The sequence below is a fragment of the Bradyrhizobium sp. CCBAU 21365 genome, assembly GCF_015291305.1.
GTDB classification, from domain to species: domain Bacteria; phylum Pseudomonadota; class Alphaproteobacteria; order Rhizobiales; family Xanthobacteraceae; genus Bradyrhizobium; species Bradyrhizobium elkanii.
In genome coordinates this window covers 587,156-611,131 of record NZ_CP030036.1, presented here as the reverse complement: position 1 = coordinate 611,131, position 23,976 = coordinate 587,156, and the positions used below count along the sequence as shown (strand labels likewise).

Sequence of the window (23,976 nt, the reverse complement as noted above, 5' to 3'; positions counted from 1 at the left end):
CTGCAATGGAGAACTAAAGTGGCGCTGACCGATGTCATCTATCAAAACACGCCTGGTAACAGCGAAGGGTTTCCGCTTGGCGTCCCCACAAGCTATTCCTGGTACGGCGGAAGCACCGGCCATACAGGCAGCACCCCGCCCTCTAATTTCACCTCCGTCACGGGATGGGGACAGGTTTACCCCGAATCCGGGGCAAGCAACGATTCCAATCCGGCCAACGTTCAGATCGCGAACTTCCAGACGTGGGTGCATCTGAAAACTGGCGGCTGGGTTCTCGTGCAAGATCAGGCGACGGACCCGATCGCCGGATCTCAGTTTCTCGCCGACTTTTCCGGAAACACGAACACTTCCTGGAGCGTGACAAGGCAGGCGGACGGCAGCGCGATGGGCGCTGCGCCCCTCAGTGGATACAACGACCATTTCTGGCCGGGCTCACGCGGCAGCTATTCCGCCGGATCGGTCGATGGCGTCTACGTCCAGGCCGATATGAGGACCACTGATCCGAACGAGCATCTCGTTGCCGATCTGGGAGCTGATTGGTGGTCGACCCCGACAGCCCCATACGTCGACGGTTTCTCCAACAATCCCGGTGCCGGGATGAGCGATTGGGTCGCACTGACGACGAACTACAAGACCCTTTACTTCACCTCGATGACGTCTGCGCAGTTGCAGGGCGATCTGCCGCCTCCGCTGAAGGGCACCTCTTCGCCGACGACGCCCACGACACCGACGACGCCGACCGATCCGACGGTACCGTCGCAGCCGACAACGCCGACCGACCCCACGACGCCGACAACCCCCACGACTCCAAGCGTGACCGCACCGGTGCTCGACGTCGCGGACAAGTCGCTCTGGGTGGCCGGCAGAGGCGGTCAGGTGGACCTGGGGACGACTGTTACAACGACCGACCCCAACGATAACCTCACCCTGAACATCATGGGACTGCCGCGATACGAGACGATCACGACCGGCGATGGCACGACGCTCAGGGGCAACAACATCACCCTGACTTCCGCGCAGGTCGACAGCGGATTGACGCTGACATCGTACTACAAGGGCAATGCTCATCCGGTCGCGAACCTCACGCTGACCGCGAGCGCTATGGATCCGACCACCGGCGCTGTGATGTCGTCGGACCCGCAGACGATCCGCGTGACGGATCCCCGGCCGTCCAGCTGGACTGGCGGAAACAGCGGGAGCTTGGCAAACCACGGTTTTGCGCAGTTGCAGCAGCAGATGGGCGCGGACACCAGCACCCTGGCGAACGCAGCATCGCAGACGACCGGTTGGGGCGATCAAGGCACGCGAGCGTCCCAGGCAAGCCAGGGCTTTGCGCTGCTGAACCAGTATCTGGCCGGTAGCTCCGGTCGGGTCGACGCTGGTCAGATCGTTGCGGCCATGTCGAATGGGACCGGCTGGACGCACAACTCGTTCTTGAGCAAACCTCAAGGTTGATCCGGCTGCTGCACCCGGGGGCTCTGCGCCCGGGTGCAGTACCATCGACGTGTTGGGAATTGGAAACGGGCGGTCGATCGCGGACGGTAACCGTGAAGGGACTGTCACGCGCGGGCCTTGATCTCGGTTGGCTTCATCGCTCGCATCTGTTTCCGAGCGATCAAAACGCGTGCTGGCGCAACGGGTTCGGGTATGCGGCAAATTTGCGCGCAATTTACCGGTGCAAAAATCAAGATTTGAAACTTTTTTCGCCATTTTTGCGCATTAACGAACCGGTTCAGCAGTCGGGGGGCAGGTCTAAAATCCCACTGCTTTGAAATCCCCTCGCGGTTCGAGGCCCTAGTGCTTTGATGTTGCTTGCGCCTTTTGGCTGCGAGCAAGCGGCATGTCGCATGCTCTGTCGATGCGCGGCATTGGAATTCCCAGTCCCTGGAAGTGCATGAGAAGGAACACAAACGCGGCCGGGTAGCCGCGAAGGGTTGAGTAAGAATGGCGATCCAGAACGGAAATGCCCCCGCCGCAGATCTAGGGCTTCGCGCGCTAGCTCTGTTCCTGCGCCTCCATGGCGTGAATACTGTGCCGGACCAGCTCCGCGATCGTTGCGGGAGCGACGAGATCGGCATTCGCGCGATGCTTCGCTGCGCGCGCGAATTCGGAGTCAAAGTCCGTTCGCGGACAATGGATTGGACCCGCCTTGCGGGTATCCAGCTGCCCGGAATCGCCTCGCTGCGTGACGGCGGATTTCTGCTGCTGGGCAAGATCGACGACCAGGTGGCGCTTGTGCTGCACCCGACCTCGCCGCATCCGAGCCGGATGACGCGCGCGGAATTCGAAGCGATCTGGGATGGCGGTTTGATCTGTGCTGGATCACAGAGCCTCGCGCAGCGCGCACGTCATGCATTTGCCGACATCCGCACGCGCTCGTTTGACCTGGGCGCCGGCCTGATGCACCGCGCCGGCGAGGGCCTGATGCGTGCCCGTGACGGCCTCACGAAGAGCTTCTTGGCGATGAGACCTGGCATCCTGATGCGCGGGCCTCGCGACGATGCCGCAGACCATCCGGCAAACACCGAATCCCCGGCCCCCGGCGCCGAATCCGAACATGACGATGAATCCGGGCTCATTGCGCTCGCGATCTTGCTGCGTTGCCATGGCATCGCTGCCGACCCCGGCCAAATTCGCCACCGGATCGGCGCAGCGCGCCTCGGCGTTACTGAAATCCTGCGCTGTGCCAAGGATTTCGGGCTCAAGGCAAAGGTGCAGAGGACGAGCTGGAACAGGCTTGCCGTCACCCCGCTGCCGGGAATTGCGCTGCTGCGCGACGGCAGCTTCCTGATCCTCGGCAAGGTTATCGACGACAAGCTTCTCGTTCAGCGCCCGCTGTCTCCGCGCCCCGAAACAATCACCCAGGCCCAACTCGAGGCCATCTGGGACGGCGGCATCATCCTGATGGCCCGGCGCGCCAGCCTGACCGATCTTGCGCGGCGCTTCGATATCTCCTGGTTCGTCGGCGCCATGCAAAAGTATCGTCGCCTGCTCGGCGAGGTGCTGGCGGCGTCGTTCTTCCTTCAGATCTTCGCCGTTGTCTCACCGCTGTTCTTCCAGGTGGTGATCGACAAGGTGCTCGTGCATCGAAGCATGAGCACGCTCGACGTGCTGGTCGTCGGGCTTGTCGTACTGACCGTGTTCGAGGCCGTTCTCGAGACGCTGCGCGTCTATCAGTTCGCGCATACGACAAACCGTATCGACGTCGAACTCGGCGCCAGGCTGTTCCGTCACCTGCTGGCGCTGCCGATCGCCTATTTCCAGACCCGCCGCGTCGGCGATTCGGTGGCGCGCGTCCGCGAGCTCGAGAACATCCGCCAGTTCCTGACCAGCTCGGCGCTCACGCTGGTGATCGATCTGCTGTTCACCGTCGTCTTCCTTGCGGTGATGTTCTATTACTCGACGACGTTGACGTGGATCGTGCTGGCGTCCTTCCCGCTCTACATCGGCATCTCCGCGGGAGCCGCGCCGCTGTTCCGTCGGCGCCTCGACGAGAAATTCAATCGCGGCTCCGAGAACCAGGCCTTCCTGGTCGAGAGCGTCACCGGCATCGAGACGCTGAAGGCCATGGCGGTCGAGCCGCAGATGCAACGCCGCTGGGAGGAGCAGCTCGCCGGCTATGTGTCCGCAAGCTTCCGCGTGCTCAGCCTGAACAACACGGCGAGCCAGGCGGTCCAGATGATCAACAAGCTGGTCATCGCCGCGACCCTTTACTTCGGCGCCCGCCTGGTGGTCAGCGGGGATCTCACTGTCGGCGAGCTCGTCGCGTTCAACATGCTGGCCGCGCGCGTCAGCGCGCCGGTTCTGCGGCTCGCACAGATCTGGCAGGACTTCCATCAAGCCCGCCTGTCGATTGATCGTCTCGGCGACATCCTCAACACCATTCCCGAGCCGAGCTTCACGCCGGCCCGCGCGGCGCTGCCGCCGATCCGCGGCCAGGTCACATTCGAGCACGCGACCTTCCGCTACCGCATCGACGGCCCCGAGGTGCTGCACGACGTGTCGTTCAGCGTCGAGCCAGGCCAGGTCATCGGCATCGTGGGTTCATCGGGCTCGGGCAAGAGCACCATCACCAAGCTGATCCAGCGTCTCTATGTCCCGGAGAGCGGCCGCGTGCTGGTCGACGGCGTCGATCTCGCGATGGTCGATCTGAGCTGGCTGCGGCGCCAGATCGGTGTCGTGCTGCAGGAAAACGTACTGTTCAACTGCACGGTCCGCGACAACATCGCGCTGGCCGATCCGGCGATGCCAATGGAGCGCGTCATCGAAGCGGCGGAGCTAGCCGGCGCCCACGACTTCATCCTCGAACTGCCGGAGGGTTACGACACCGTCGTGGGCGAGCGCGGCAGCAGCCTGTCCGGCGGGCAGCGCCAGCGAATCGCAATCGCGCGTGCACTCATCACCGATCCACGCATCCTGATCCTGGACGAGGCGACCAGCGCGCTGGACTACGAAAGCGAGCGCGCGATCCAACAGAACATGAGGCGGATTTCCGCCGGCCGGACCGTGTTCGTCATCGCCCACCGGCTGTCGACGGTGCGCAATGCAAGCCGGATCATCACCCTCGAGCATGGCCGCATCGTCGAGGACGGCAGCCATGACGAGCTGATCCGCACCAACGGCCGTTACGCCAACCTCCATTATCTGCAGGCCGGTATCCATGACGTCCGCTAGCCGCAATGTCGTCGCGTTCCCGAGACGCGAACCTCGCCGCCGCGAGCACGAAATCGCCTTTCTGCCGGCGGCGCTCGAGATCGCCGAATCGCCGCCATCGCCGATCGGGCGCGCGATCGGGGCCTGCATCATCGCCGCGTTCTGCATCGCGCTGTTGTGGGCGACGCTCGGCAGCGTCGATATCGTCGCCAGCGCGACCGGCAAGATCGTGCCGGGCGGGCGCACCAAGCTGATCCAGCCGTTCGAGACGGGTGTGGTCCGCGCCATCCGCGTCCGCGACGGCCAGAGCGTCAAGGCCGGCGACGTCCTGATCGAGCTGGACCCGACAATGACGGAGGCCGACCAGGAGCGCCAGAAGAGCGATCTGCTTGCAGCCGAGCTGGACGTCGCGCGGCTGCGCGCCGCGCTGGCCGCAGACCCGCTCGCGGCCTTCCGGCCGCCGCAAAACGCAAGTGCGAACGAAATCGAGATGCATCGCCAGTTCCTGATCAGCCAGCGCGCCGAACAGAGCGCAAAGCTTTCCGAAATCGAGCGCCAGCAGGGGCAGAAGGAGGCGGAACGGGCGACCACATCGGCGAGCGTCGACAAGCTGGAGGCGACGATCCCGGTCCTGAAGGAGCGCGTCGACATCCGCAAGGGTCTCGTCGAGAAGGCATTGGCGTCGAAGGTCGTCTATCTCTCCGAATATCAGGAGCTGGTCGCCATGCAGCAGGACCTCGTCCTGCAGCAGAGCCGGCTGCGCGAAGCCGATGCGGCGATCGCGCTGCTGAGGGAGACCAAGGACAAGACTGCCGCGGAGTATCGCCGCGCGACCTATGATGCTCTTGCGAAGGCCGAGCAGAAGGCTGCGAGCGCCGCCCAGGAGGTGGTCAAGGCGGATCGGCGAACGAAGCTGCAGAGCTTGACCGCACCGGTCGACGGCGTCGTGCAGCAGCTTGCGGTTCATACGGTGGGCGGCGTGGTGACGCCCGCTCAGGCGCTGGCCGTCGTGGTCCCGAGCGAGAGCCAGCTCGAGATCGAGGCCATGCTCTCGAACCGCGACATCGGCTTCGTGCATCCCGGCCAGAAGGCGGAGATCAAGGTCGATACGTTCAACTTCACCCGGTACGGGCTGCTGCATGGCGATGTGCTCAGCGTGTCGACGGATGCCATCACGCGCGAAAAGCAACAGGGCAACCCCAATGACCGGACACTGGGCGCGGCGCAGAGCAGCAGCGAGCCTAAAGGTCAGGAGCTGGAATATGCCGCGCGCGTTTCGCTCGACCGGACGCACATGCAAATCGAGGACAAGCTCGTCAAGCTCGGGCCGGGCATGGCGGTGACGGTCGAAATCAAGACCGGCACGCGCAGGATCATCAGCTACCTGCTTTCGCCGCTGGCACGGTACCGGCAGGAGGCCCTGCGCGAACGGTAAAGCGAAGCGCGTCGCCGGACATTGCAGCCGAGCGACGCGCCACTCGCTTCAGAACGAAGCTGATCGCGTTGGTGCCAGTCGTTCAGACGATCGCGGTGAAATTGCCGGTGGATTGGCACATGCGCTATCGGCGCAGCGCCTCCAGGCGCGATTTCGCCTCCTGGATTCCCGCGGCGTTGGCCTTGGCATAGAGGTCCTGTGCCCTGCGCTCGTCGCCGCGCGTGCCGTAAGTCCCCCATTTCGCAAGAATCAGGGGATCGTAGGTTTCTGCGAGCGCGAAGCTCGCCTGGGCGCTGCCCATTTCCACGGCGCGCTCGAGGACAAGCCGCGCCGCGCCTATGTCGCCCTGACGCAGCAAGGAGCTCGCCCGCGCAACCAACCCTCCCGCTTCCGCAGCCTGCTCGGGAGCAGGCTGGGCAACCGCGCGAGCGGGCGCCGCTCGTGTCTGTTCGGCGGTTGGATTGGTGGTCACTCCGATGGACTTGTCCCGCGCGGTCGCACCGGTCGTCAACGCCGCGCCGTGCGCCTTGCGATCCTCGGCCTCATACGCATGGATGGCGCTTCGCGACAACGGGAGGTGCGGTGCCTGCACGTCGATCCTGGCGCGCAATTGCCTCAATTCGGCAGCGCTGGCTTCGGCTGCCTGCTTCTGCAGCACCATTTCCTCGCTTGCCTTTGCCGCCCGCGCCGTCTGGGTCTCGCTGTCGCGATGCGCTGCCGCAAGATTCTGCTCCAGCCGCGCGGACCGCTCACGCTCCTTTTGCAGGTCCGCCGCACCGCTCTTTTCCACCGCCTTCAGCCGGGACGTTTCTTTGCCCGCTTCGGTCACGAGCACAGTCTTGCTCTCGATATCACGTCGCGCTGCCGCAAGATCCTGCTCCAGCCGGGCGGACCGCTCACGCTCCTTTTGCAGGTCGGCCGCACCGCTCTTCTCCACCGCCTTCAGTCGGGACGTTTCTTTGCCCGCTTCGGTCACGAGCACGGCCTTGCTCTCGATATCACGTCGCGCTGCCGCAAGATCCTGCTCCAGCCGGGCGGACCGCTCGCGCTCCTTTTGCAGATCGGCCGCACCGCTCTTTTCCGCCGCCTTCAGCCGGGACGCTTCCTCGTCTGCTTTCGTCACCAGGGCCGTCTTGGTCGCGACATCACGCCGCGCGGCCGCAAGATCCTGCTCGAGCCGATCAGCCCGCGCCGCTTGCAGTGAGTTCTGCAACTCCGCCGCACCGCTTTCCCTTTCCCGCTTCAGTCGGGCGGTTTCTTCGCCTGCTTTCGCCGCCAGCGCGGTCTGCGCCTCGACATCGCTGCGGGCAGCCGCAAGATCCTGCTCCAGCCGCACCAGTCGCTCGCGTTCGTCCGGCGTCGATTTGTGAACCGAAGCTGCGCCGCTCTCAGCCGCCCGCCTGAACTCCGCCGCTTCCTCACCGGCTTTGCGGGCCTGCGCCTCGAAGGCGTAGCTCGTGCTTCGCGTCTGGGAAAGCTCCTGTGCCAGCGCGTCGGCCTTCGCGCGCGATTCCCGCAACTCGGCGGCCCCGGCCTCCACCGTCCGCTTCTGCCGCAGGGCTTCCTCGGCCGCCTTTGCCGCCAGCGCGGTCTGGGCCTCGACATCACGCCGGGCGACCGCGAGATCCTGCTCCAGCCTTGCGGACCGTTCTCGCTCCTTTTGCAGCGAGCTCTGCGACTCGGCCGCGCCGCTTTCGCTTTGCTGTTTCAGTCGGGAAACCTCCTCGCCTGCTTTGGTCGCGAGCGCGGCCTGGGTCGCGACATTGCTGCGGGCAGCCGCAAGATCCCGCTCCAGCCGCGCGAACCGCTCACCTTCGTCGGGTGTGAACTTGCTGGCCGAAGCCGTGCAGCTTGCAACCGCCTGCCTGAGCTCCGTCGCTTCGTCTCCGGATTTGCGGGCTTGGGCTTCATATGCATAGATCGAGCTGCGCGACAGGGAGAGGTCTTGCGCCAGCGCCTCGGCTCGTTCGCGTGATTGCCTGAGCTCGGCAGCTCCGACGTCCGCTGCCTGCTTCTGCCGCAGAGCCTCTTGCTTTGTCGTTGTCGCCAACGCCATCTGGGTCTCGACATCGCGCCGCGCTGCCGCCAAATCCTGCTCCAGCTGCGCGCTCCGCTCGCGCTCCCTTTGCAGGGACGACTGCAGCTCCGTAGCGCCGCTTTCCTTCAGCCGGGAAACCTCCTCGCCTGCCTTTGCCGCCAGCGCAGTCTGAGTCTCGACGTTGCGGCGCGATGCCTCGAGATCCTGATCGAGCCGCGCGGACCGCTCGCGCTCCCGTTGCAGATCGGCCACGCCGCCTTCCGCCGCTGCTTTCAGCCGAGACGCTTCCTCACCCGCCTTTGTCGCCAGCACGGTCTGGGTTTCGACATCGCGCCGCGCGGCCGCCAGATCCCGCTCCAGGCGCTCCGCCCGCTCACGCGTCTCTTGCAGGGATGTCAGCAGCTCCGCGCCGCCCAGCGCGGCTTGCTTCTCCTCGGCCGCTTTGTCCGTCAACGCGGCCCGGGCCTCGATATCGCGGCGCGCCGCCGCGAGACTCTGCTCCAGCGACTCGGCCCGGTAGCGCTCCTGCTCGAGACGTTGCAGCAACTCGATGTCACGTCTGGCATTCGTCAGTTCGCAGGAGAGCGACTCCGCCCAGTTGTATTCCCGTTTCGAAGCCTCGCCCGGGTCGTTGACTGTCGCTTGGACAACCTGCACCGGTCTGCCGTTGCCGCCTCGACCCGGCGGCAAGGCTTCGGGAGCGCCGTTCTTGGCCACTTCGATGAAACCGAGACTGCGGGCAGCCGCCGAATGCTGCGGTTGCGTCGAAGGGCGGGCCGGATCCGGGGAAGCCCGTGTTTCCGGCGCGCACGCCATTGCGAGCATGGCGGCAGTCGTCCACGACAGCGCGGACCGTCCCGCCCTGGGCAGCAGCCGGCGCGACGAATCTGCGATGTCGCAGCCGGCAACTGCCTTGTCCTTGAGGATCACCGGGCCCATCCGCAATCACCCGTCGCACGGCGACACGATCTGTTGAGGTGCGGTATTATGCGCCGTACCGCAGCGCGAAGCCTACAGCCCGCATGGAGGACCCACCCACCCCTTTCGGGTTAGGCCACAGGTCACGGCTTCACATAGGACCAGCCCTTCTCCTGCAGTTCCATCACGCGCACGACGCCTGACTTCACCACCTCCGCCTGGCGAACGATCGGGATGTCCTTGTTCTCGGCCTTGTGCATTTTTTCCTGGGTATTGCCGCAGGCCTTGAACGAGACCTCCGGCGTGCTCAGCGCCATTTCCTCGAGACGGGCTTTCACCGGCGACGTGTCGTCGCGCAGCATGTGCAGGCCGGGCCCGAAGGTGACCACCTCGATCTTCACCTTCTCGCCGAGATCCTTGTAGTATTGCGCAACATTGACTGCGTTGTTGAGCGCGAGATTCATGGCTGCGGGATCGTTCGTGTTCACCTGCAGGATCAGGTTGTGCGACTTGGTGTTGGATGGAAGCCGGGCGTTGGCGTTGAGAGGAGATCGTTCCCTCTTGTGGGTGGTCGCCTTGCGCGAGACATGAACCCTTTGGACCTTTTCTGAAACGTGCCGATAGTCCGCAGTGGGATTCGTTGTTGTCGGCGTCCAATACCGTCCGCCGCCTTGCTCCGCCGCAGCGTATGAAGCGGACAGCAGCACCGTTGCGGCTCCGATGATGGTTACCTTCGCAATTTTCTGAAACACACGCATTGATGCCTCTCCTGTTAAAGACACGTCATTCAAATCTCTATCCGTTGGGTTTTGCCGTCGGTTGTGGCCACCTGCAGGCAGCGGTGATCTTCGCGCGCACCACATCCATCCCGCTCAACGGGAACACCGCATCCAGCGCCGGTCCGGTACGGGGTGCGAGGTGAATATTGAGACCTCCGCCGTCCGGAAGAGACTGCAGCAAGCGAATCACGTCGCCACCGAACGCAACGCCGGTCCCGGACACAGGCACGGCCGCCGCGACCTGTTGCGGCGGACCGTCGTTGATACGGTAGGACATCGCATATCCATCGCCGCGACCGGACACGCGGGATCCGGCGACGATCAGCTCGCTCCGCCCGCCATGGCAGCGAATCGAAAGCGTCATTCCGCTTTCGCCGGCACCGTCGCGCGATGACGTCGTGGCGGTAGCGACCGGTGAATAATCGAGGGGTGAAGTCGTCAGGCTGACGACCCAGCTGCTAGCCTGGTTCGCCTGGGGCAGCGCGGACGCCCGCGGCGTCTTGTCGAAGCACTCCGGTCGTTTGGAGTTCTCCTTGGCGGAGCAATCGCGGAGCTGAGCGATCTGACGAAGTCCTGCCGCCTGCGCCGAGGCAATGCCGCTTGCGAGCAAGACTCCAGCCACCGCGCAGGTCGCCGCGCGTCTCATTGCGATGGATTTGCGGCGGCGCGCGGCTCGCGATCGAGCCACGCCTGCGCTGCGGGGAAGCGCGTCAGGCCGGGAACGGTTGCGGCGAGATTGATCGTCTTCCACTTTTGGTCGAAGCCCGGCTGCTGCAGCTTGTCGATCCGCGAGAACAGATACTCCACGAAGCGCGCTAGGCGCTCATAGCGGTTCGACTTGGCCGGAAAGTTGAAGGCCACCAGAGCGGTCGGCACTGCAATTGTCGTGACGCGCTCGCCCTGCTTGATGAGATTGGGATATTCCGTGGCCTCGAGCGAGGCGGGAAGATAAAAGTCTTCGAACCTCTTGTCATAGGGAACAGGCAGGAACTTGAACCCGGGCTCCCAGCGGGCGCGCACGAAAGCATCCACCGGCTTGGAGGTGATGAAGACGACCGCGGCCATCTCGCCCTTGCGCATCTGCTCGAGCGCGACCTGATGAGGAATGAAGGTTTTTTCCACATCGACGCCAAGGCGGCTGAAAATCAGCGGCCCCGAATAGGCCGCCGCAGTACCCAGATTATTGAAGTTCACCTTCTTGCCGGCGAGATCGCTCAGGCTTTGGATCTCGGGACGAACGAAGATATGCAGTTCGGACGGAAACAGGTTCAGCACGAAAGCCAGCCGTTGCTGGATATCCGGCACCTGGCTCCTGTATTCCTCGAGCACGTCGGAATTGATGATGGCGGCATCGATGCCGCGCAGATACAGCAGTGAGTTCACATTCTCCGTCGGCCCGCGCGTCACGACCGGCAACACATGCAGCTTGTCGCCATCGTCTACGACGCGGGCGATTTCGGCCGCGAGACGAATGGGCGCGCCCTCGAGCAGGCCCCCGGCGAGGCCGACCGTCCAGGCATTCATCGTCACCTGCGGCTTTTGCGGCGGTGGCTCGCGTCGTAATTGACGCGATGCAGCAGGTTGCGCCTGTGCATCCACGTTGGACAGCGGAACGGTCGTGAGCAGCGGAATCAGCAGCGCCAGCATGCCCAATGGGCGCCAATCACTTTTTGCGGTCTGTCCCATGGGGTCTCCGCCCTCGCCGATCGGTCATTTTGTCGTAGTTTCATGCAGTTCGTCGGCGCGCGCCATTTCTCCGCATGGGGGAGCCCGCTACCCCTTCCGGATTATCCAGTGTGCCTGCCCCTACGCCGCAGCAGCGAGGGATCGACGTCTCGTACGGCTCTATCGCGGGCTGAAATTCGGCGGGCATCGGCAATGGCGTTCTGCCGCGTTGTTGCCGTTCTGCCGACGACCGGCGGTTTCGGTGCGGCAATTCCGCCCCGACCAGGTCTCATGAACGGCTTCTGTTGTTGCCCTGGCCATTGGCGTGCATTCAGCACAACTTGCCAACGCAAGCGGCGCAATCGTCGTTTGGCGTGCAGGGATCTTAAGAATGGCGGAGAGAGTGGGATTCGAACCCACGGTACGGTTTCCCGCACACACGCTTTCCAAGCGTGCGCCTTAAGCCACTCGGCCATCTCTCCGGGAGGCCCTCTCTTGAAGGGCTGAGGCGGATTTTGCAAGGGAGCGCGGGCCGGGAGCGTGAAATTTCCACAACATATTGAAAACATTGGGTAAATCTATAGATATGGCAACTGCGCCCCGTCGCCTTGCACGCGGCCCCGCGCGATTTTGGCCGGTGGTCGGTCAGGGACCGGCGCAAATCAATGGATGCATCCGGTCAGCCCGCCTCTTCGTCATTCCGGAGGCTCGCCGCAGGCGCGGGTTCGGAATCTATTGGGCCGCATCGCTCCTGGAAGAACGGATGCTGGATTCTCGCCTTCGCGAGCCCCGTCGCGAGAACGCGAGGTTATGACCACTGAGCGCGCAACACACTCAGTGTCGTCCCTGCTCCCGTGCGCAATTGCGCACTAGGCAGGCGCGACAGAACGGCGGATGGGCGAACTAACGCACCCATCCTGCATCGTCATGCTCGCTCAGTGATATCGCGCGGCAAAATCCGCCGTGCGGCGCGGCCACAGGGTTGGTGGCTCGGGCAGCGCCGCGTTTCCCGCACTGTGGTGCGTATCCTGCAGCGCCTCGATGAAATCGGCGAACCATTGCTGGATGGTGCCGCTGTTGAGCTTCTCCATCATCGCTTCCCAGCGCATCCGCCGCTCGGTCAGCGGCATCGCGAGCGCCGTCGCCAAAGTGCGCGCCATGCCGTCGATGTCGTGCGGATTGACCAGCAGCGCGGCGTCGAGCTCGTTCGCCGCACCGGCGAATTTCGACAGCACCAGCACGCCGGGGTCCGCCGGGTTTTGCGCGGCGACATATTCCTTGGCGACCAGGTTCATGCCGTCCTGCAGCGGCGTCACGACGCCGACCTGCGCGGTACGGTAAAGGCCTGCGAGCACGCCCTGGCCAAAGCCCTTGTTGAGGTAGCGGATCGGCGTCCAGTCGACCTCGCCATGCACGCCGTTGACGTCGGTGACGAGCTTCGCCACCTCGCTCTGCAGATTGCCGTAGGCTTCGATCGCGCCGCGCGAGGGCGTTGCGATCTGCAGCAGCGACACCGAACGCTTCAGGTTCGGATGCAGCGTCCACATCTTGTCGAACGCCTTGATGCGGTTGACGAGGCCCTTGGAATAGTCGAGCCGGTCGACGCCGATCGCGAGCTTCTCGCCATTGAGGCTGCGCCGCAGCCGCGTCACGTCGGGATGCGTCATCGCCTTGGTCGCCTGCTGCGCGAACTTGCCGGGATCGATGCCGATCGGAAACACCGCGGCGCGGGTGCGGCCGAACGACGAATTGATCACGCCGTCGCGCAGCTCGAAGTCGAGATCGTGCTGCACGTAGCTCAGGAAGTTCTCGCAGTCCTCATCGGTCTGGAAGCCGATCAGGTCATAGGACAGCATCGCCTCGATCAGCTCGCGATGATTGGGCACGCCCGCGATCACCGCGCGCGCCGGCCATGGCGTGTGCAGGAAGAAGCCGATCGGCTGCGTGACGCCGAGATCGCGCAGTTCGGCGCCGAGCGCGAGGAAATGATAGTCCTGGACCCAGAACACGGAATCCGGCTTGCGGAAGCGCAGCAACGCGCGCGCCATGAACGCGTTGACTTCGCGATAGCTCGCGTAGTCCTCGCGGGACGCGCGAATCAGATCGGCGCGCGAATGCATCGCGGGCCACAGCGCCGAATTGGCAAAGCCTTCGTAGTAGCCGCCATAGTGCGCGGCCGGCAGATCGAGCATCGCCAATGCGCCCGCCCCGAGCGCTTCGACCTCTGCGAAGGGTTCCTTCAGGTTCCCGTCGCGGACGCGTCCACTGGAACCAACCCATATTGCCCCTGTCTTTTCCACCACCGGCAATAATGCCGCTGCCAGCCCCCCCGTCATGGGTTCATTGGGTTTTCCGCGCGAGACGCGGTTCGATACGACGACGAGGTTCACCAGGTCCCCTCCTGTTGGTCAACTCGCGTATTAACAACCATTCATCAAGATGGTTCCTGATCAAGGAATCTCCCAATTGAAACCAAATTCTGGCGAACACGCACGGAACTCGCGGGAACTCGCGAAAAGAAAATTGCGCGCGAGGTTGACGCCACGACGCAAAAGCACCGTATTCGATTCGTCTGCGATGAATGCGCTGCTATTAGGACAGGCTGACGTCCCTATCAACGTCGAGCAGATGCGCGAGGAATTCGCGCACATCGCTCGGTCCGTCGAAATGTCCGGCAACGCCGGTTGCGCGACGGCCGACGGAGAACGCGAGACCGTCGAAATCAGGCATGATCGCGAACACGGTCTCGTCGGTGACGTCGTCGCCGATGAAGAACGGACGCCGTCCCTTGAACGGCTCATGCGTCATCAACTCGAGCACGCCCGTCGCCTTGGTGAAGCCGGAATGCTTGATCTCGCAGACGCTCTTGCCCGGCAGCACCTCGATCGGCGCATTCGGCAGCTCGGCGCGGATCAGCGACACCGCTTCATAGATCGCCCTCTCCGCCTGCGGCGCCAGCCGATAGTGCAGCGCCAGCGAATAGCCCTTGTCCTCGAGCAGAATGCCGGGGCTGAGCTTTGCGATCGCGGCAAGACGGCGCTTCAACTCCTTGTCGAGCGGCGGCGCGTGTGCGGCGACCGCCTCGCTGTCCGGCTGCAGCCGCATCTCGGCGCCATGGCCGCCGATCGCAGAAAACACTTCCGGCGCGAAGATCAGGTCGATGTCGTTGAGGGAGCGGCCGCTGACCAGCGCCAGCGCGCCGTGTGTGCGCTCATGCAGCTCTCTCAGGGTGGTCGACAGTTCCGGCGGCACCCAGACCTCGCGCGGCGTCGGCGCGAAATCGAGCAGGGTGCCGTCGATGTCAAGCAGCACCGCGGCCTGGCGGAGCGGCGGAATCAGCGACGCCGGCCTCGGCACGCTGTCCGTCTTGACGTCAGGGGCGATGTCATCATCCAGGGGCATTTCGGCCAATTCATGCTTCGTCATAGTCTACTCCACAAATGCCAGTGGCCGCGCGACAGATTCGAGCGATTTCCGCTCGGCCGCGACGGCATAGCGCCATGCGACCACCGCGGCGACCATCATGAGCGCCGACCCCAAGAGGTAGCCGGCGAAGACGCTGTTGCGCGATCCGGTGTCGATCAGCACGCCGAACAACGCCGGTCCGATCACGCCGCCGATGCCGGTGCCGATCGCATAGAAGGCGGCGATCGCGAGCGCGCGGACCTCCAGCGGAAACGTCTCGCTGACGGTGAGGTAGGCGGCGCTTGCGGCCGGCGAAGCGAAGAAGAAGATCACCATCCAGGCGATGGTCTGGGTCTGCGCGCTGAGCACGCCGATCGAGAACAGATAGCCGGACAGCGCCAGCAGCACCCCCGAGACGCCATAGGTCAGCGCGATCATGGTGCGGCGGCCGAGCGTATCGAACAGGCGGCCGAGCAGCAGCGGCCCGAGGAAGTTGCCGGCGGCGAAGGGAAGGATGTACCAGCCGACATTGCTGGCGGCGACGCCGAAGAAGTCGGTCAGGATCAATGCGAAGGTGAAGAAGATCGCATTGTAGAAGAACGCCTGCGCGGCCATCAGCGTGAGCCCGACCAGCGAGCGCTGCCGGTAGGTGGAGAACAGCGTCACCGCGACCTCGCGCAGCGGCGTGTGATCGCGCATCCGGAGCCTGATCTTCTCAAAGTCTGCGCTCGGCTGCTCATGACCAAGCACGGAGGTCTCGATGTCGGCCACGATCTTGTGGGCCTCCTCGGGACGCCCGTGAATCATCAGCCAGCGCGGGCTCTCCGGAATCCACATCCGCATCAGCAGCACGACGAGGCCGAGCACCGCGCCGGTGAAATAGGCGATCCGCCAGCCGTGATCGGGTGCAAGGAACGCGGGATCGAGCAGGATGATGGCGCTCAGCGCACCGATCGCCGCACCGATCCAGAAGCTGCCGTTGATGACGAGATCGGTCCAGCCGCGATAGCGCGCCGGCACCAGTTCCTGGATGGTCGAATTGATCGCGGTGTATTCGCCGCCGATGCCGGCACCGGTGAGAAAGCGAAACAGCGCGTAGCTAGCGACATTCCACGACAGCGCGGTCGCGGCAGTCGCCGACAGATAAAGCGCGAGCGTGATGAAGAACAGCTTCTTGCGCCCGATCCGGTCGGTAAGCCAGCCGAAGCCGAGCGCGCCGAGCACGGCGCCGGCGAGATAGGCGCTGCTGGCAAGACCGACATCGGCGTTGGAGAAGCTCATCGTCGGGCTGTCCTTCAGCGCGCCCGACAATGCACCCGCGAGCGTCACTTCCAGCCCGTCGAGGATCCAGGTGATGCCGAGCGCCAGCACGACGCGGGTGTGAAAGCGGCTCCAGCTGAGATTGTCGAGCCGGACCGGGATCGAGGTCTCGATGATGCGGTCATCGTCCGGCGTGACCGGAGCCACGGCCTGTTGCGTCGTCGCGGAACTCAATTGTGTCGGCTGCACTGTCATCAGAATCGACCAATGAGAAAAACCCCGGAACGATCTGTTCCAAGGTTCACTCACCCGGAATTGCGGCAAACGGAGTGCCCGCCACGCGGTGTCAACGCCGCAGGCCGGCAAGGGTTCCCGCAATGCGGCATAGGAACCGCGATCGCGGCGAGCTGTTCTCGGCTCAAAAGATACGGAGGCATCGATGGCCGCACACAAGAAAGCAACGCGCAAGACGGCAAGGAAATCACCGGCACGGTCCGCGAGCACGACGCGTCGCAGGCGTGGCGCAAGCAAGACGACGGCGAAGCGCTGGTCGCAGCGGGTGACGAAAGAAAGCAACGCGCTCGACCTCGAGCCCGGCGTGTTCAAGCAGACCAGCGCGAAGAAGATCGCATCATCGCTGAAGCAATCCGCCGAGCACAGCGCGCGCCGCAAGGGCGGCGCCTATCGTTCCGCGCTGTCGATGCTGACTTTCTATATCAACCGCGCCGGCAAGACGCTGCCGAAGACCGAGCGGTCGCGGCTGGAGCGCGCCAAGGTCGAGTTGAAGCACCAGTTCGGACGGGATTAGTCGCATCATCCCGCCAACCAACAGCGTCGTCCCGGCGCAGGCGATTAATTCGTCGTCCTGGCGAAAGCCAGGACCCATACGCCGCAGCCCACGAAAAGGGCGCGCGGCAAGTTGCACTTAAAACAATGGTGAGTGGTGGTTATGGGTCCTGGCTTTCGCCAGGACGACGATAATTGATGGACCCGCGCGCGCCTTACGCCGCGCGGATATTGGCCATGAAGCGGTCGAGCTCCTCGCGCAGCCGCGAGCTCTCGACCGACAGCGAACGGGCCGAATTCAGCACCTCTTCGGAAGCTGCGCCCGTCTCGGTGGCGCCGCGGTTCACCTGGGTGACGCTGGAGGCCGCTTCCTGCGTGCCCTGCGCGACGTTCTGCACGCTGCGCGCGATCTCCTGCGTTGCCGCGCTCTGCTGCTCGACCGAGCTTGCGATGTTGGTCGCGATCCCGGAGATCTGCCCGATGGTGCCGCCGATCTCCTTGATCGCGGCGACCGATTCCTGCGTCGCCGCCTGCATGCCCGAGATATGGGTGGAGATCTCGTCGGTGGCCCTGGCGGTCTGGCTCGCCAGCGACTTCACCTCGGCGGCAACCACCGCGAAGCCGCGGCCGGCGTCGCCGGCGCGCGCGGCTTCGATGGTGGCGTTCAGCGCCAGTAGATTGGTCTGCTCGGCGATCGCGGTGATCAGCTTGACGACGTCACCGATCTCCTGCGCGGCGCGCGAGAGCTTGCCGATCCGGGCATCAGTCTGCTCGGCCTGACGCACGGCGGAATCGGCGATCTGGCTCGACTCCTTGGCGCGACGACCGATCTCGTCGACCGACGCCGACAGTTCCTCGGTCGCGGAGGCGACCGATTGCATGTTGCTGGAGGCCTCCTCGGAGGCGCCGGCGACCTGGCTCGACAGGTTCTGCGTGGTCTCCGCCGTCCGGGTCAGCGTACCGGCCGCCGATTCGAGCTGCACGGCGGAGGCCGACACGTTGGAGACGATCGAGCCGACGGCGGATTCGAATTCGTCGGCAAAACGAATCAGCTCGTTGCGCCGCGCGGTCGCACTCGCCTTGTTCTGCGCTTCCTGGGTCGCGGCATCGCGTTCGGCCTTGGCGATCGCCTGGACCTTGAACTCCTCCACGGCGCCGGCCATCTCGCCGAGTTCGTCGCGGCGGCCGAGGCCCGGCAGCACGACGTCGAAATTGCCCGCCGCGAGCTCGCGCATCGCCGCACACATCGCCGCGATCGGTCGCGAAATGCCCTTGCCCAGCAGGAACGCCCAGACCAGCCCGAGCACGAAGCTGCCCGCGGCCAGCATCAGGATCAGCTGCTCGGTCTCGCCGATCATGGTGTGCGATTCGTTTTCAAGCCGCTTCTGGTCGCCGAGCAGATCGGACTTCATCGCCGCCGCGCCCTGGCTGATGGCGGCCGCAGACTCCGTCATCTCGACTGTCAGTTCGTCGATCGACTTCGCATTCGCGATCAGCTTGGCGAGCGCCTCGCGGTACTCTTCGAGCAGCGCGGTAATGTCCTTCACGCTCTGGGTGATCCGCTCGTTATTCGAGGTGATCGCCTTCACCAGATTGTCGGCGAATTTCAGCCGGGCGAGCGCGCTGGAGGCGACCGTCTTGTCACCGTTGACGACGAAGGTATTGACGGCCCCGGTGATCGACTGGAGCTGGTCGGCCACCTTCTTGGCGCCGAACTGGATCGACTGCAGCTCGGAATCATCGGCATTGCTCGGCAGATCGTCGAGCTTGTAGCGCATCGAGGTCGCGCTGCGGGTCAGCTTGTTCTGCGCGGTCTGTGCGCTGTCGTTCTTGATGCGGACGATCTCGGCGAAGATCTTGGTGAAGGCGCGGAATTCGCGCTCCAGCTTGGTGATCTGCTCGAGCCGGGCCGGATTGGTGGTGCCCTTCATCGACGCCATGATGGCGTCCTTCAGGCTACCCTCGGCGGCGAGCGCGGCCTTGGCGTCGTCCTCCTTGCCGGTCGCGACGAAGTAGCGCGCCAGCGAACGGTAGGAGATCAATTCGCGATCGATGTTGCGGGCGAGATCGGCTTCCGCGACGCTCTGGCGATAGGAGCCGACGCCGGCGGAGACCCGCTCGAAGCCCATATAGGCAAAGCCCATGGTGGCTGCCGACAGCGCCAGCGTGACGGCAAAGCCGAGCATGATCTTGGCGCGAAATCTGAGGGTTGGGATCCTGATCGACAACGATCGCTTCAGCCCCGGCATTCCAACCCCCGTCTTCATTCTGAAAACCACGCGAGGTCCGGCAGCAACCCGCCCCAGACCCCGGAGCGCAAAACTAAGGCAGAATCGATAAGGCCCGGTAAATGGGCAGCGGCCGCCTGGCCCGGCGCGATACTACCTTGGTCGGGCTAGGCGGGTGGGTAAGGTGATTGACGCGGGGGTCCGGCCCGATAGTTTAGAACCGATCAAACTTGGCCCTGCCCGGGCCAGGAGAACACATCGGGAGGTGTCCCATGTCATCGCGTCGACCGGCGCCATTGGCGCTTGCGGCGAGCGTAGCTGCCGGCGCAATAGCCCGGCCAATGGCATTCCCCTCACGACCTGAAAGCCACGGGCAAGCCGGAACGCGAGCCATCGCGCCATAGTCCGGATGCCCTCACGACCCGCGCGGGTTCAACCGGCCGCGCCAAGAAAAGCAAAAAATTCTGGTCAGGGAGAGCGCCTTTGGCGAAGCAGAACGGTAGCGCCGCCGACAGTATTGTCGTGGTGCAGGCAAAGACCGACGGGCCGCGGGAGGCGGCCGGCGAGATCGCGCGCCAATTGGCGGCGGCCGATCTCGCGATGCTCGTGGTGTTCGTGTCGCCGTTCTACGAGCCGCAGACATTCATTGCCGAACTGTCCAGCCGGATGCCCGCCGTTCCGATCTTCGGCTGCACCACGGCCGGCGAATTGTCGCCCAGCGGTTGGGACGAGGACAGCGTCGTCGCGATGGGCTTCAACGCGGCCGATTTCGTCATCGCGGCCCGTCCGCTGTTCGACCTTGCGACATTTCGGGTCGACCACGGCCGCGCGATCTGCACCGAACTGCAGAACGAATTCGCGCAGCGCACCGAGCATTGCGATCACACCCACGATTCCTTCGGGCTGCTCTTCATCGACGGCATGTGCCAGCGTGAGGAGACCATCATGTCGGCGATCTATGCATCGCTCGGCGACATCCCGGTGGTCGGCGGCTCCGCGGGCGACGGCCTGCGCTTCGAGAAATCGTGGGTCTTTCATGGCGGCGAGGCCTTTACCGATGCCGCCGTCCTGATCCTGATCCGGACCCGGCTGCCGTTCCGCCTGTTCAAGTGCGACCACTTCGAACCGACCTCGACCAAGATGGTGGTGACCGAGGCCGACATCGAGCACCGCATCGTCAAGGAATTGAATGCCGAGCCGGCCGCGCTGGAATATTCCCGTGCCGTCGGCCTCAGCGAAAGCAAGCTCGAATTGTTCTCCTTCGCCGCGCATCCCGTGCTGGTTCGCGTCGGCGGCGCCTATTACGCGCGGTCGATCCAGCGCACCAACCCGGACGGATCGCTGCAATTCTTCTGCGCCATCGACGAGGGCATGGTGCTGACGGTGGCGCGTGAGCGCGACCCGATCGACGTGACGAGCCGCCTGCTCAAGGAGCTGACCGAGGATCTCGGCGAGGTCTCGATGTTCATCGGCTTCGAATGCGTGCTGCGCCGGCTCGACGTCGAGCAGCGCCAGCTGTCGCGGGAGATGTCGGAGCTCTATCGCCGCAACAAAGTGATTGGCTTTCAGACCTATGGCGAGCAGTATCGCTCCATGCATGTCAACCAGACGCTGACCGGCATCGCCATCGGCAAGCGGGCACTCGCGCCGCAATGACGGATACCAGGACCACGCGAATTGCGGCGCTCGAACGCGAGGCAGAGAAGCTGCGCAAGATCAACGCGGCGCTGATGTCGCGCGTCGAACGCTCGACCGATCAGCAACTCAACGCCTTTTCTCTGTTTGAAACAGCCATTGCGCTGGACCAGCAGGTGCGCGACCGCACCCAGCAGCTCAAGCAGGCGCTGCAATCGCTGGAGAAAACCAATGGTCGCCTGCTGCAGGCCAAGCAGCAGGCTGAGGCGGCGAGCTCGCTGAAATCATCGGTGCTGGTCTCGGTCACGCACGATCTGTTGCAGCCGCTGAATGCGGCGCGGCTGACGCTGTCCGCGCTGACCGAGATGGCAACCGGGTCCAAGAACGTCGCGCTGACCGACCAGATCGACCGTTCGCTGGCGACGCTCGAGGACATGCTGCGGACGCTGCTCGACATCTCCAAGCTCGATGCGGGCGTGCTCAGGCCGGAATTCGGACCGGTCGCGATCGCCTCGCTGTTCGAGCCGCTGGAGCAGGAATTTGTCGCGACCGCCGCCAAGCGCAATCTCGGCTTCCGGATCATGCCGTCGTCCGCGGTGGTCCGTTCCGATCCGCTGATGCTGCGGCGGATCCTGCAAAACCTTGTCGCCAATGCGCTGCGCTACACCCAGCGCGGCAGCGTGCTGATGGGGTGCCGGCCCAGGGGCGATGACATCTGCATCGAGGTGCACGACACCGGGCCGGGCATTCCGGAGGCGCAGCGCGAAGCCATCTTCGTCGAGTTTCAGCGCGGCGAGACCAGCGCCGGCGACAAGGCCGGCATCGGGCTTGGTCTTTCGATCGTGCGCCGGTTTGCCGACCTGCTCGGCCATGACATCAGGCTGAGCTCGCGCGCCGGCAAGGGCTCAGTGTTCTCGGTCACCGTGCCCCGCACGCTTGATCCGGTTGCGATCCCGGTGCGCGAGCAGGCCAGCGTCGACTATCGCTATGGCGGCATGGAGGGCGCCAAGATCCTGCTGATCGAGAACGACCTCTCGAGCGCCGAAGGTCTCGCCCATCTGCTGGAAAAATGGGGCTGCGACGTCGCGGTGACGATCTCCAAGACCGAGGCGCTCGAGCGCATCCACGCGCTGGACGGCATTCCCGACGCCATCATCGCCGATCTGCACCTCGACAATGGCGAGACCGGAATTCAGGCCGTCGATGTCATCCGCGGCGCGATCAACGCCAAGGTGCCGGCGATCATCGTGACCGCCGACTACTCGGCCAAGGCCGCCTCCGACGTATCTGCCTTCGGCCATGAGCTGTTGAAGAAGCCGATCAAGCCCGCCGAGATGCGCTCGCTGCTGTCGTTCCTGCTGGCGGCGGAGCAGTCGGGCGCGCGGTTATGAACAAAGCGTTTTCGAGCGAAGTGGATACCGGTTCGCGTGAAGAAAACGCGTCAGACAAGAACCTAGAGCCCCGTTCCGATTCCATCGGAACGGATAAAGGCTCTAAAGCATGATCCGGAAAAGTGCGAAGCGGTTTTCCGAAAAGATCATGCTCAAACAAGGAGCTAAAGCGCGATGGTGATTCAACCTAAGCTCATCGCGCTTTAGTCGCCATGCGACGACGGCGAGGCCGTCACCGGCGCGTGGTCGTGCTTGCCGAAGTCGAGCTTCGACAGTGCGATGATGGCCTCGGTTCGGCTGCGCACGCCGAGCTTGCGCAGGATCTCCGAGACATGCACCTTCACGGTGGTGACCGAGATATCGAGCTCATAGGCGATGTGCTTGTTCTGCAGGCCGCGGCAGATCATGTCGAGCACGCGAAGCTGCTGCGCGGTGAACTGGCCGAGCTGCTGCACCAGCTCGCGCGTCTCGGCCTGGGCCTTCCGCGCGGTGGCGGTATCGCGGAAGCGCGTCGGCAGGCACACCGCGCCTTCGAGGATGCCGCGCAACAGCCGCGCCAGCTCGAGCTTCGGCGTCGACTTCGGGATGTAGCCGGAAATGCCGAGCGAGATCGCGCCGCCGACGATCCGGGGATCGTCATGCGCCGACACGATCACGAGCGCGCTGCGCGGCGCGGCGGCACGCACCCGGTAGGCGCCGAGCAGGCCCGTGGTCCCGGGCATCGACAGATCGAGCAGGATCAAATCAAGGCCGTCGCGCGCGGCGATCACGTCCAGCGCACCGTCGATCGACGTCGCCTGCAGTACCTCGGCGTCGGGAAACTCAGCCCCGATCACGCCGATCAGGGCGGCACGGAACAGCGGGTGATCCTCGACGATCAGCAGTCGAGGCGCACCCGCCCTGCCGGGCGGCGGCTCGTCCGCCAGGGGCGCGGTCGTGGTCAATGCTGCGCCGTCCTCCCTCGGATGCTCATGACAGCCAATGCGCACGACGTTATCTCAAAGCCGGGTGGCAGCCTATAGGCAGGATTTCCAATGCGCCCGCCTCGCAGTGCAGCACGGCTAGGGCGCCTTCTCCGCCTTTGCGCCCGAACAGGCCTCCGGGACCGGAAGCGGAATCTTGCCAAGCTCGATGATCGCCTTGTTGCGGCTGAACAGCTTCAGCTTGCGCAGGATCTCGGTCACATGTGCCTTCACGGTGGATTCCGCGAGCTTGAGCTCGGCGGCGATCTCGCGGTTCTGCAGGCCGCGGATAATCAGATGAAGTACGCGAATTTGCTGCGGCGTCAGCTTCTGAATCCGTTCGCGCAGCGTCCGCGCCGTCTCGGACTGTTCCAGCGCGCCGACCGCGACGAAATCCCGCGGCGCCGAGACCGACCCGCTCAGCACGCGCGCGATCGCCTTCGAGAGCTCGCCGAGCGAGGTCGACTTCGGCAGATAGCCGACCGCGCCCATCTCGAGCGCCTCGCGGATGGTGTGCTTGTCCTCCTCGCTCGAGACGATCGCGATCGGCAGCCGCGGATAGCGATCCCTGATCTTCTGGAAGCCGGAGAAGCCGACCACGTCGGGCAGCAGCAGGTCGAGCAGCGCCAGGTCGATATTCGGCTCGCTGGCGAGGATGCCAAGCGCCCCCTTGATCGAGGTGGCCTCATAGATCCGGGCATCGGGATGCGAGATGCGAATGGCGTTGCCAAGCGCCTCCCCGAACAAGGGGTGATCGTCGATGATCAGGAACCCCATCATGAGGACCCTCGCCCTGCTCGAGCCGTTTCCGTTCCGATGGA

Annotated in this window: 16 protein-coding genes and 1 tRNA gene; 6 read left to right on the top strand and 11 right to left on the bottom strand. The window is 64.4% G+C overall.

What is annotated here, in order from left to right; translation table 11 throughout:
• Positions 1-18 precede the first annotated feature (18 nt).
• The 3 genes from XI02_RS02785 to XI02_RS02775 all read left to right on the top strand — a co-directional run bounded on the left by XI02_RS02785 (position 19) and on the right by XI02_RS02775 (position 6,088).
• A complete protein-coding gene (locus tag XI02_RS02785) occupies positions 19-1,455 on the top strand; it encodes a hypothetical protein (protein WP_172646029.1) in 1,437 nt (478 codons plus the stop codon).
• A gap of 576 nt (positions 1,456-2,031) precedes the next feature.
• Positions 2,032-4,674: a type I secretion system permease/ATPase gene (locus XI02_RS02780; RefSeq protein WP_244980862.1), complete on the top strand. Its 2,643-nt coding sequence runs from the start codon at positions 2,032-2,034 to the stop codon at positions 4,672-4,674.
• Positions 4,661-6,088, top strand: a complete 1,428-nt coding sequence (locus XI02_RS02775; protein ID WP_172646031.1) for an HlyD family type I secretion periplasmic adaptor subunit — start codon at positions 4,661-4,663, stop codon at positions 6,086-6,088. Before XI02_RS02780 ends, XI02_RS02775 begins: the two co-directional genes overlap by 14 nt.
• Before the next feature lie 124 nt (positions 6,089-6,212).
• Here XI02_RS02775 and XI02_RS02770 read toward each other — a convergent pair whose 3' ends face one another.
• From XI02_RS02770 to XI02_RS02735, 8 genes are all read right to left on the bottom strand, one after another.
• The gene (locus XI02_RS02770) at positions 6,213-9,065 is read right to left on the bottom strand and encodes a hypothetical protein (RefSeq protein WP_172646032.1); all 2,853 of its coding nucleotides are present in this window, start codon (positions 9,063-9,065) and stop codon (positions 6,213-6,215) included.
• 122 nt (positions 9,066-9,187) lie between these two features.
• Complete coding sequence (locus tag XI02_RS02765) at positions 9,188-9,802, bottom strand: DsrE family protein (RefSeq protein WP_172646033.1); 615 nt, start codon at positions 9,800-9,802, stop codon at positions 9,188-9,190.
• A gap of 37 nt (positions 9,803-9,839) precedes the next feature.
• Positions 9,840-10,433 carry a hypothetical protein gene (locus tag XI02_RS02760; protein ID WP_244980863.1) on the bottom strand — a complete coding sequence of 198 codons (594 nt, stop codon included), beginning with the start codon at positions 10,431-10,433 and terminating at the stop codon, positions 9,840-9,842.
• 32 nt (positions 10,434-10,465) lie between these two features.
• Complete coding sequence (locus tag XI02_RS02755; RefSeq protein WP_172648966.1) at positions 10,466-11,470, bottom strand: TAXI family TRAP transporter solute-binding subunit; 1,005 nt, start codon at positions 11,468-11,470, stop codon at positions 10,466-10,468.
• 410 nt (positions 11,471-11,880) lie between these two features.
• A tRNA-Ser gene (locus XI02_RS02750) sits at positions 11,881-11,970 on the bottom strand.
• A 453-nt stretch (positions 11,971-12,423) separates the two neighbouring features.
• The gene (locus XI02_RS02745; protein ID WP_026192116.1) at positions 12,424-13,878 is read right to left on the bottom strand and encodes a trehalose-6-phosphate synthase; all 1,455 of its coding nucleotides are present in this window, start codon (positions 13,876-13,878) and stop codon (positions 12,424-12,426) included.
• A gap of 202 nt (positions 13,879-14,080) precedes the next feature.
• Positions 14,081-14,914 carry a trehalose-phosphatase gene (gene otsB / locus XI02_RS02740; protein ID WP_069278686.1) on the bottom strand — a complete coding sequence of 278 codons (834 nt, stop codon included), beginning with the start codon at positions 14,912-14,914 and terminating at the stop codon, positions 14,081-14,083.
• Between the two features lie 3 nt (positions 14,915-14,917).
• Complete coding sequence (locus tag XI02_RS02735; protein WP_026192115.1) at positions 14,918-16,408, bottom strand: MFS transporter; 1,491 nt, start codon at positions 16,406-16,408, stop codon at positions 14,918-14,920.
• Positions 16,409-16,592: 184 nt separating this feature from the next.
• On the opposite strand from XI02_RS02735, the gene XI02_RS02730 reads away from it, so the two are divergent.
• On the top strand, positions 16,593-16,961 hold the full coding sequence (locus tag XI02_RS02730; protein ID WP_016847122.1) for a DUF3175 domain-containing protein: 369 nt from the start codon (positions 16,593-16,595) through the stop codon (positions 16,959-16,961).
• Between the two features lie 193 nt (positions 16,962-17,154).
• Here the strand turns inward: XI02_RS02730 and XI02_RS02725 are convergent, their stop codons facing one another.
• Positions 17,155-19,188: a methyl-accepting chemotaxis protein gene (locus XI02_RS02725; RefSeq protein ID WP_172646035.1), complete on the bottom strand. Its 2,034-nt coding sequence runs from the start codon at positions 19,186-19,188 to the stop codon at positions 17,155-17,157.
• A gap of 462 nt (positions 19,189-19,650) precedes the next feature.
• On the opposite strand from XI02_RS02725, the gene XI02_RS02720 reads away from it, so the two are divergent.
• Entirely contained in the window at positions 19,651-20,823 is a 1,173-nt protein-coding gene (locus XI02_RS02720; protein WP_172646036.1) for an FIST N-terminal domain-containing protein, read from the top strand.
• Entirely contained in the window at positions 20,820-22,193 is a 1,374-nt protein-coding gene (locus XI02_RS02715) for a hybrid sensor histidine kinase/response regulator (protein ID WP_172646037.1), read from the top strand. Before XI02_RS02720 ends, XI02_RS02715 begins: the two co-directional genes overlap by 4 nt.
• Positions 22,194-22,396: 203 nt before the next feature.
• On the opposite strand, the gene XI02_RS02710 is transcribed toward XI02_RS02715, so the two are convergent.
• Both XI02_RS02710 and XI02_RS02705 read right to left on the bottom strand, forming a co-directional pair.
• Positions 22,397-23,137, bottom strand: a complete 741-nt coding sequence (locus XI02_RS02710; RefSeq protein WP_172646038.1) for a response regulator transcription factor — start codon at positions 23,135-23,137, stop codon at positions 22,397-22,399.
• Positions 23,138-23,254: 117 nt separating this feature from the next.
• Positions 23,255-23,935, bottom strand: a complete 681-nt coding sequence (locus XI02_RS02705) for a response regulator transcription factor (protein WP_172646039.1) — start codon at positions 23,933-23,935, stop codon at positions 23,255-23,257.
• Between the last annotated feature and the right edge of the window lie 41 nt (positions 23,936-23,976).

What these genes read in the sequence shown, in the direction of transcription:
- XI02_RS02775 (WP_172646031.1), top strand. Translation starts at nt 4,661, where the DNA reads ATGACGTCCGCTAGCCGCAATGTCGTCGCGTTCCCGAGACGCGAACCT.
- XI02_RS02770 (WP_172646032.1), bottom strand. Translation starts at nt 9,065, where the DNA reads ATGGGCCCGGTGATCCTCAAGGACAAGGCAGTTGCCGGCTGCGACATC.
- XI02_RS02765 (WP_172646033.1), bottom strand. Translation starts at nt 9,802, where the DNA reads ATGCGTGTGTTTCAGAAAATTGCGAAGGTAACCATCATCGGAGCCGCA.
- XI02_RS02755 (WP_172648966.1), bottom strand. Translation starts at nt 11,470, where the DNA reads ATGCTGGCGCTGCTGATTCCGCTGCTCACGACCGTTCCGCTGTCCAAC.
- otsB (WP_069278686.1), bottom strand. Translation starts at nt 14,914, where the DNA reads ATGACGAAGCATGAATTGGCCGAAATGCCCCTGGATGATGACATCGCC.
- XI02_RS02735 (WP_026192115.1), bottom strand. Translation starts at nt 16,408, where the DNA reads ATGACAGTGCAGCCGACACAATTGAGTTCCGCGACGACGCAACAGGCC.
- XI02_RS02730 (WP_016847122.1), top strand. Translation starts at nt 16,593, where the DNA reads ATGGCCGCACACAAGAAAGCAACGCGCAAGACGGCAAGGAAATCACCG.
- XI02_RS02725 (WP_172646035.1), bottom strand. Translation starts at nt 19,188, where the DNA reads ATGCCGGGGCTGAAGCGATCGTTGTCGATCAGGATCCCAACCCTCAGA.
- XI02_RS02715 (WP_172646037.1), top strand. Translation starts at nt 20,820, where the DNA reads ATGACGGATACCAGGACCACGCGAATTGCGGCGCTCGAACGCGAGGCA.
- XI02_RS02705 (WP_172646039.1), bottom strand. Translation starts at nt 23,935, where the DNA reads ATGATGGGGTTCCTGATCATCGACGATCACCCCTTGTTCGGGGAGGCG.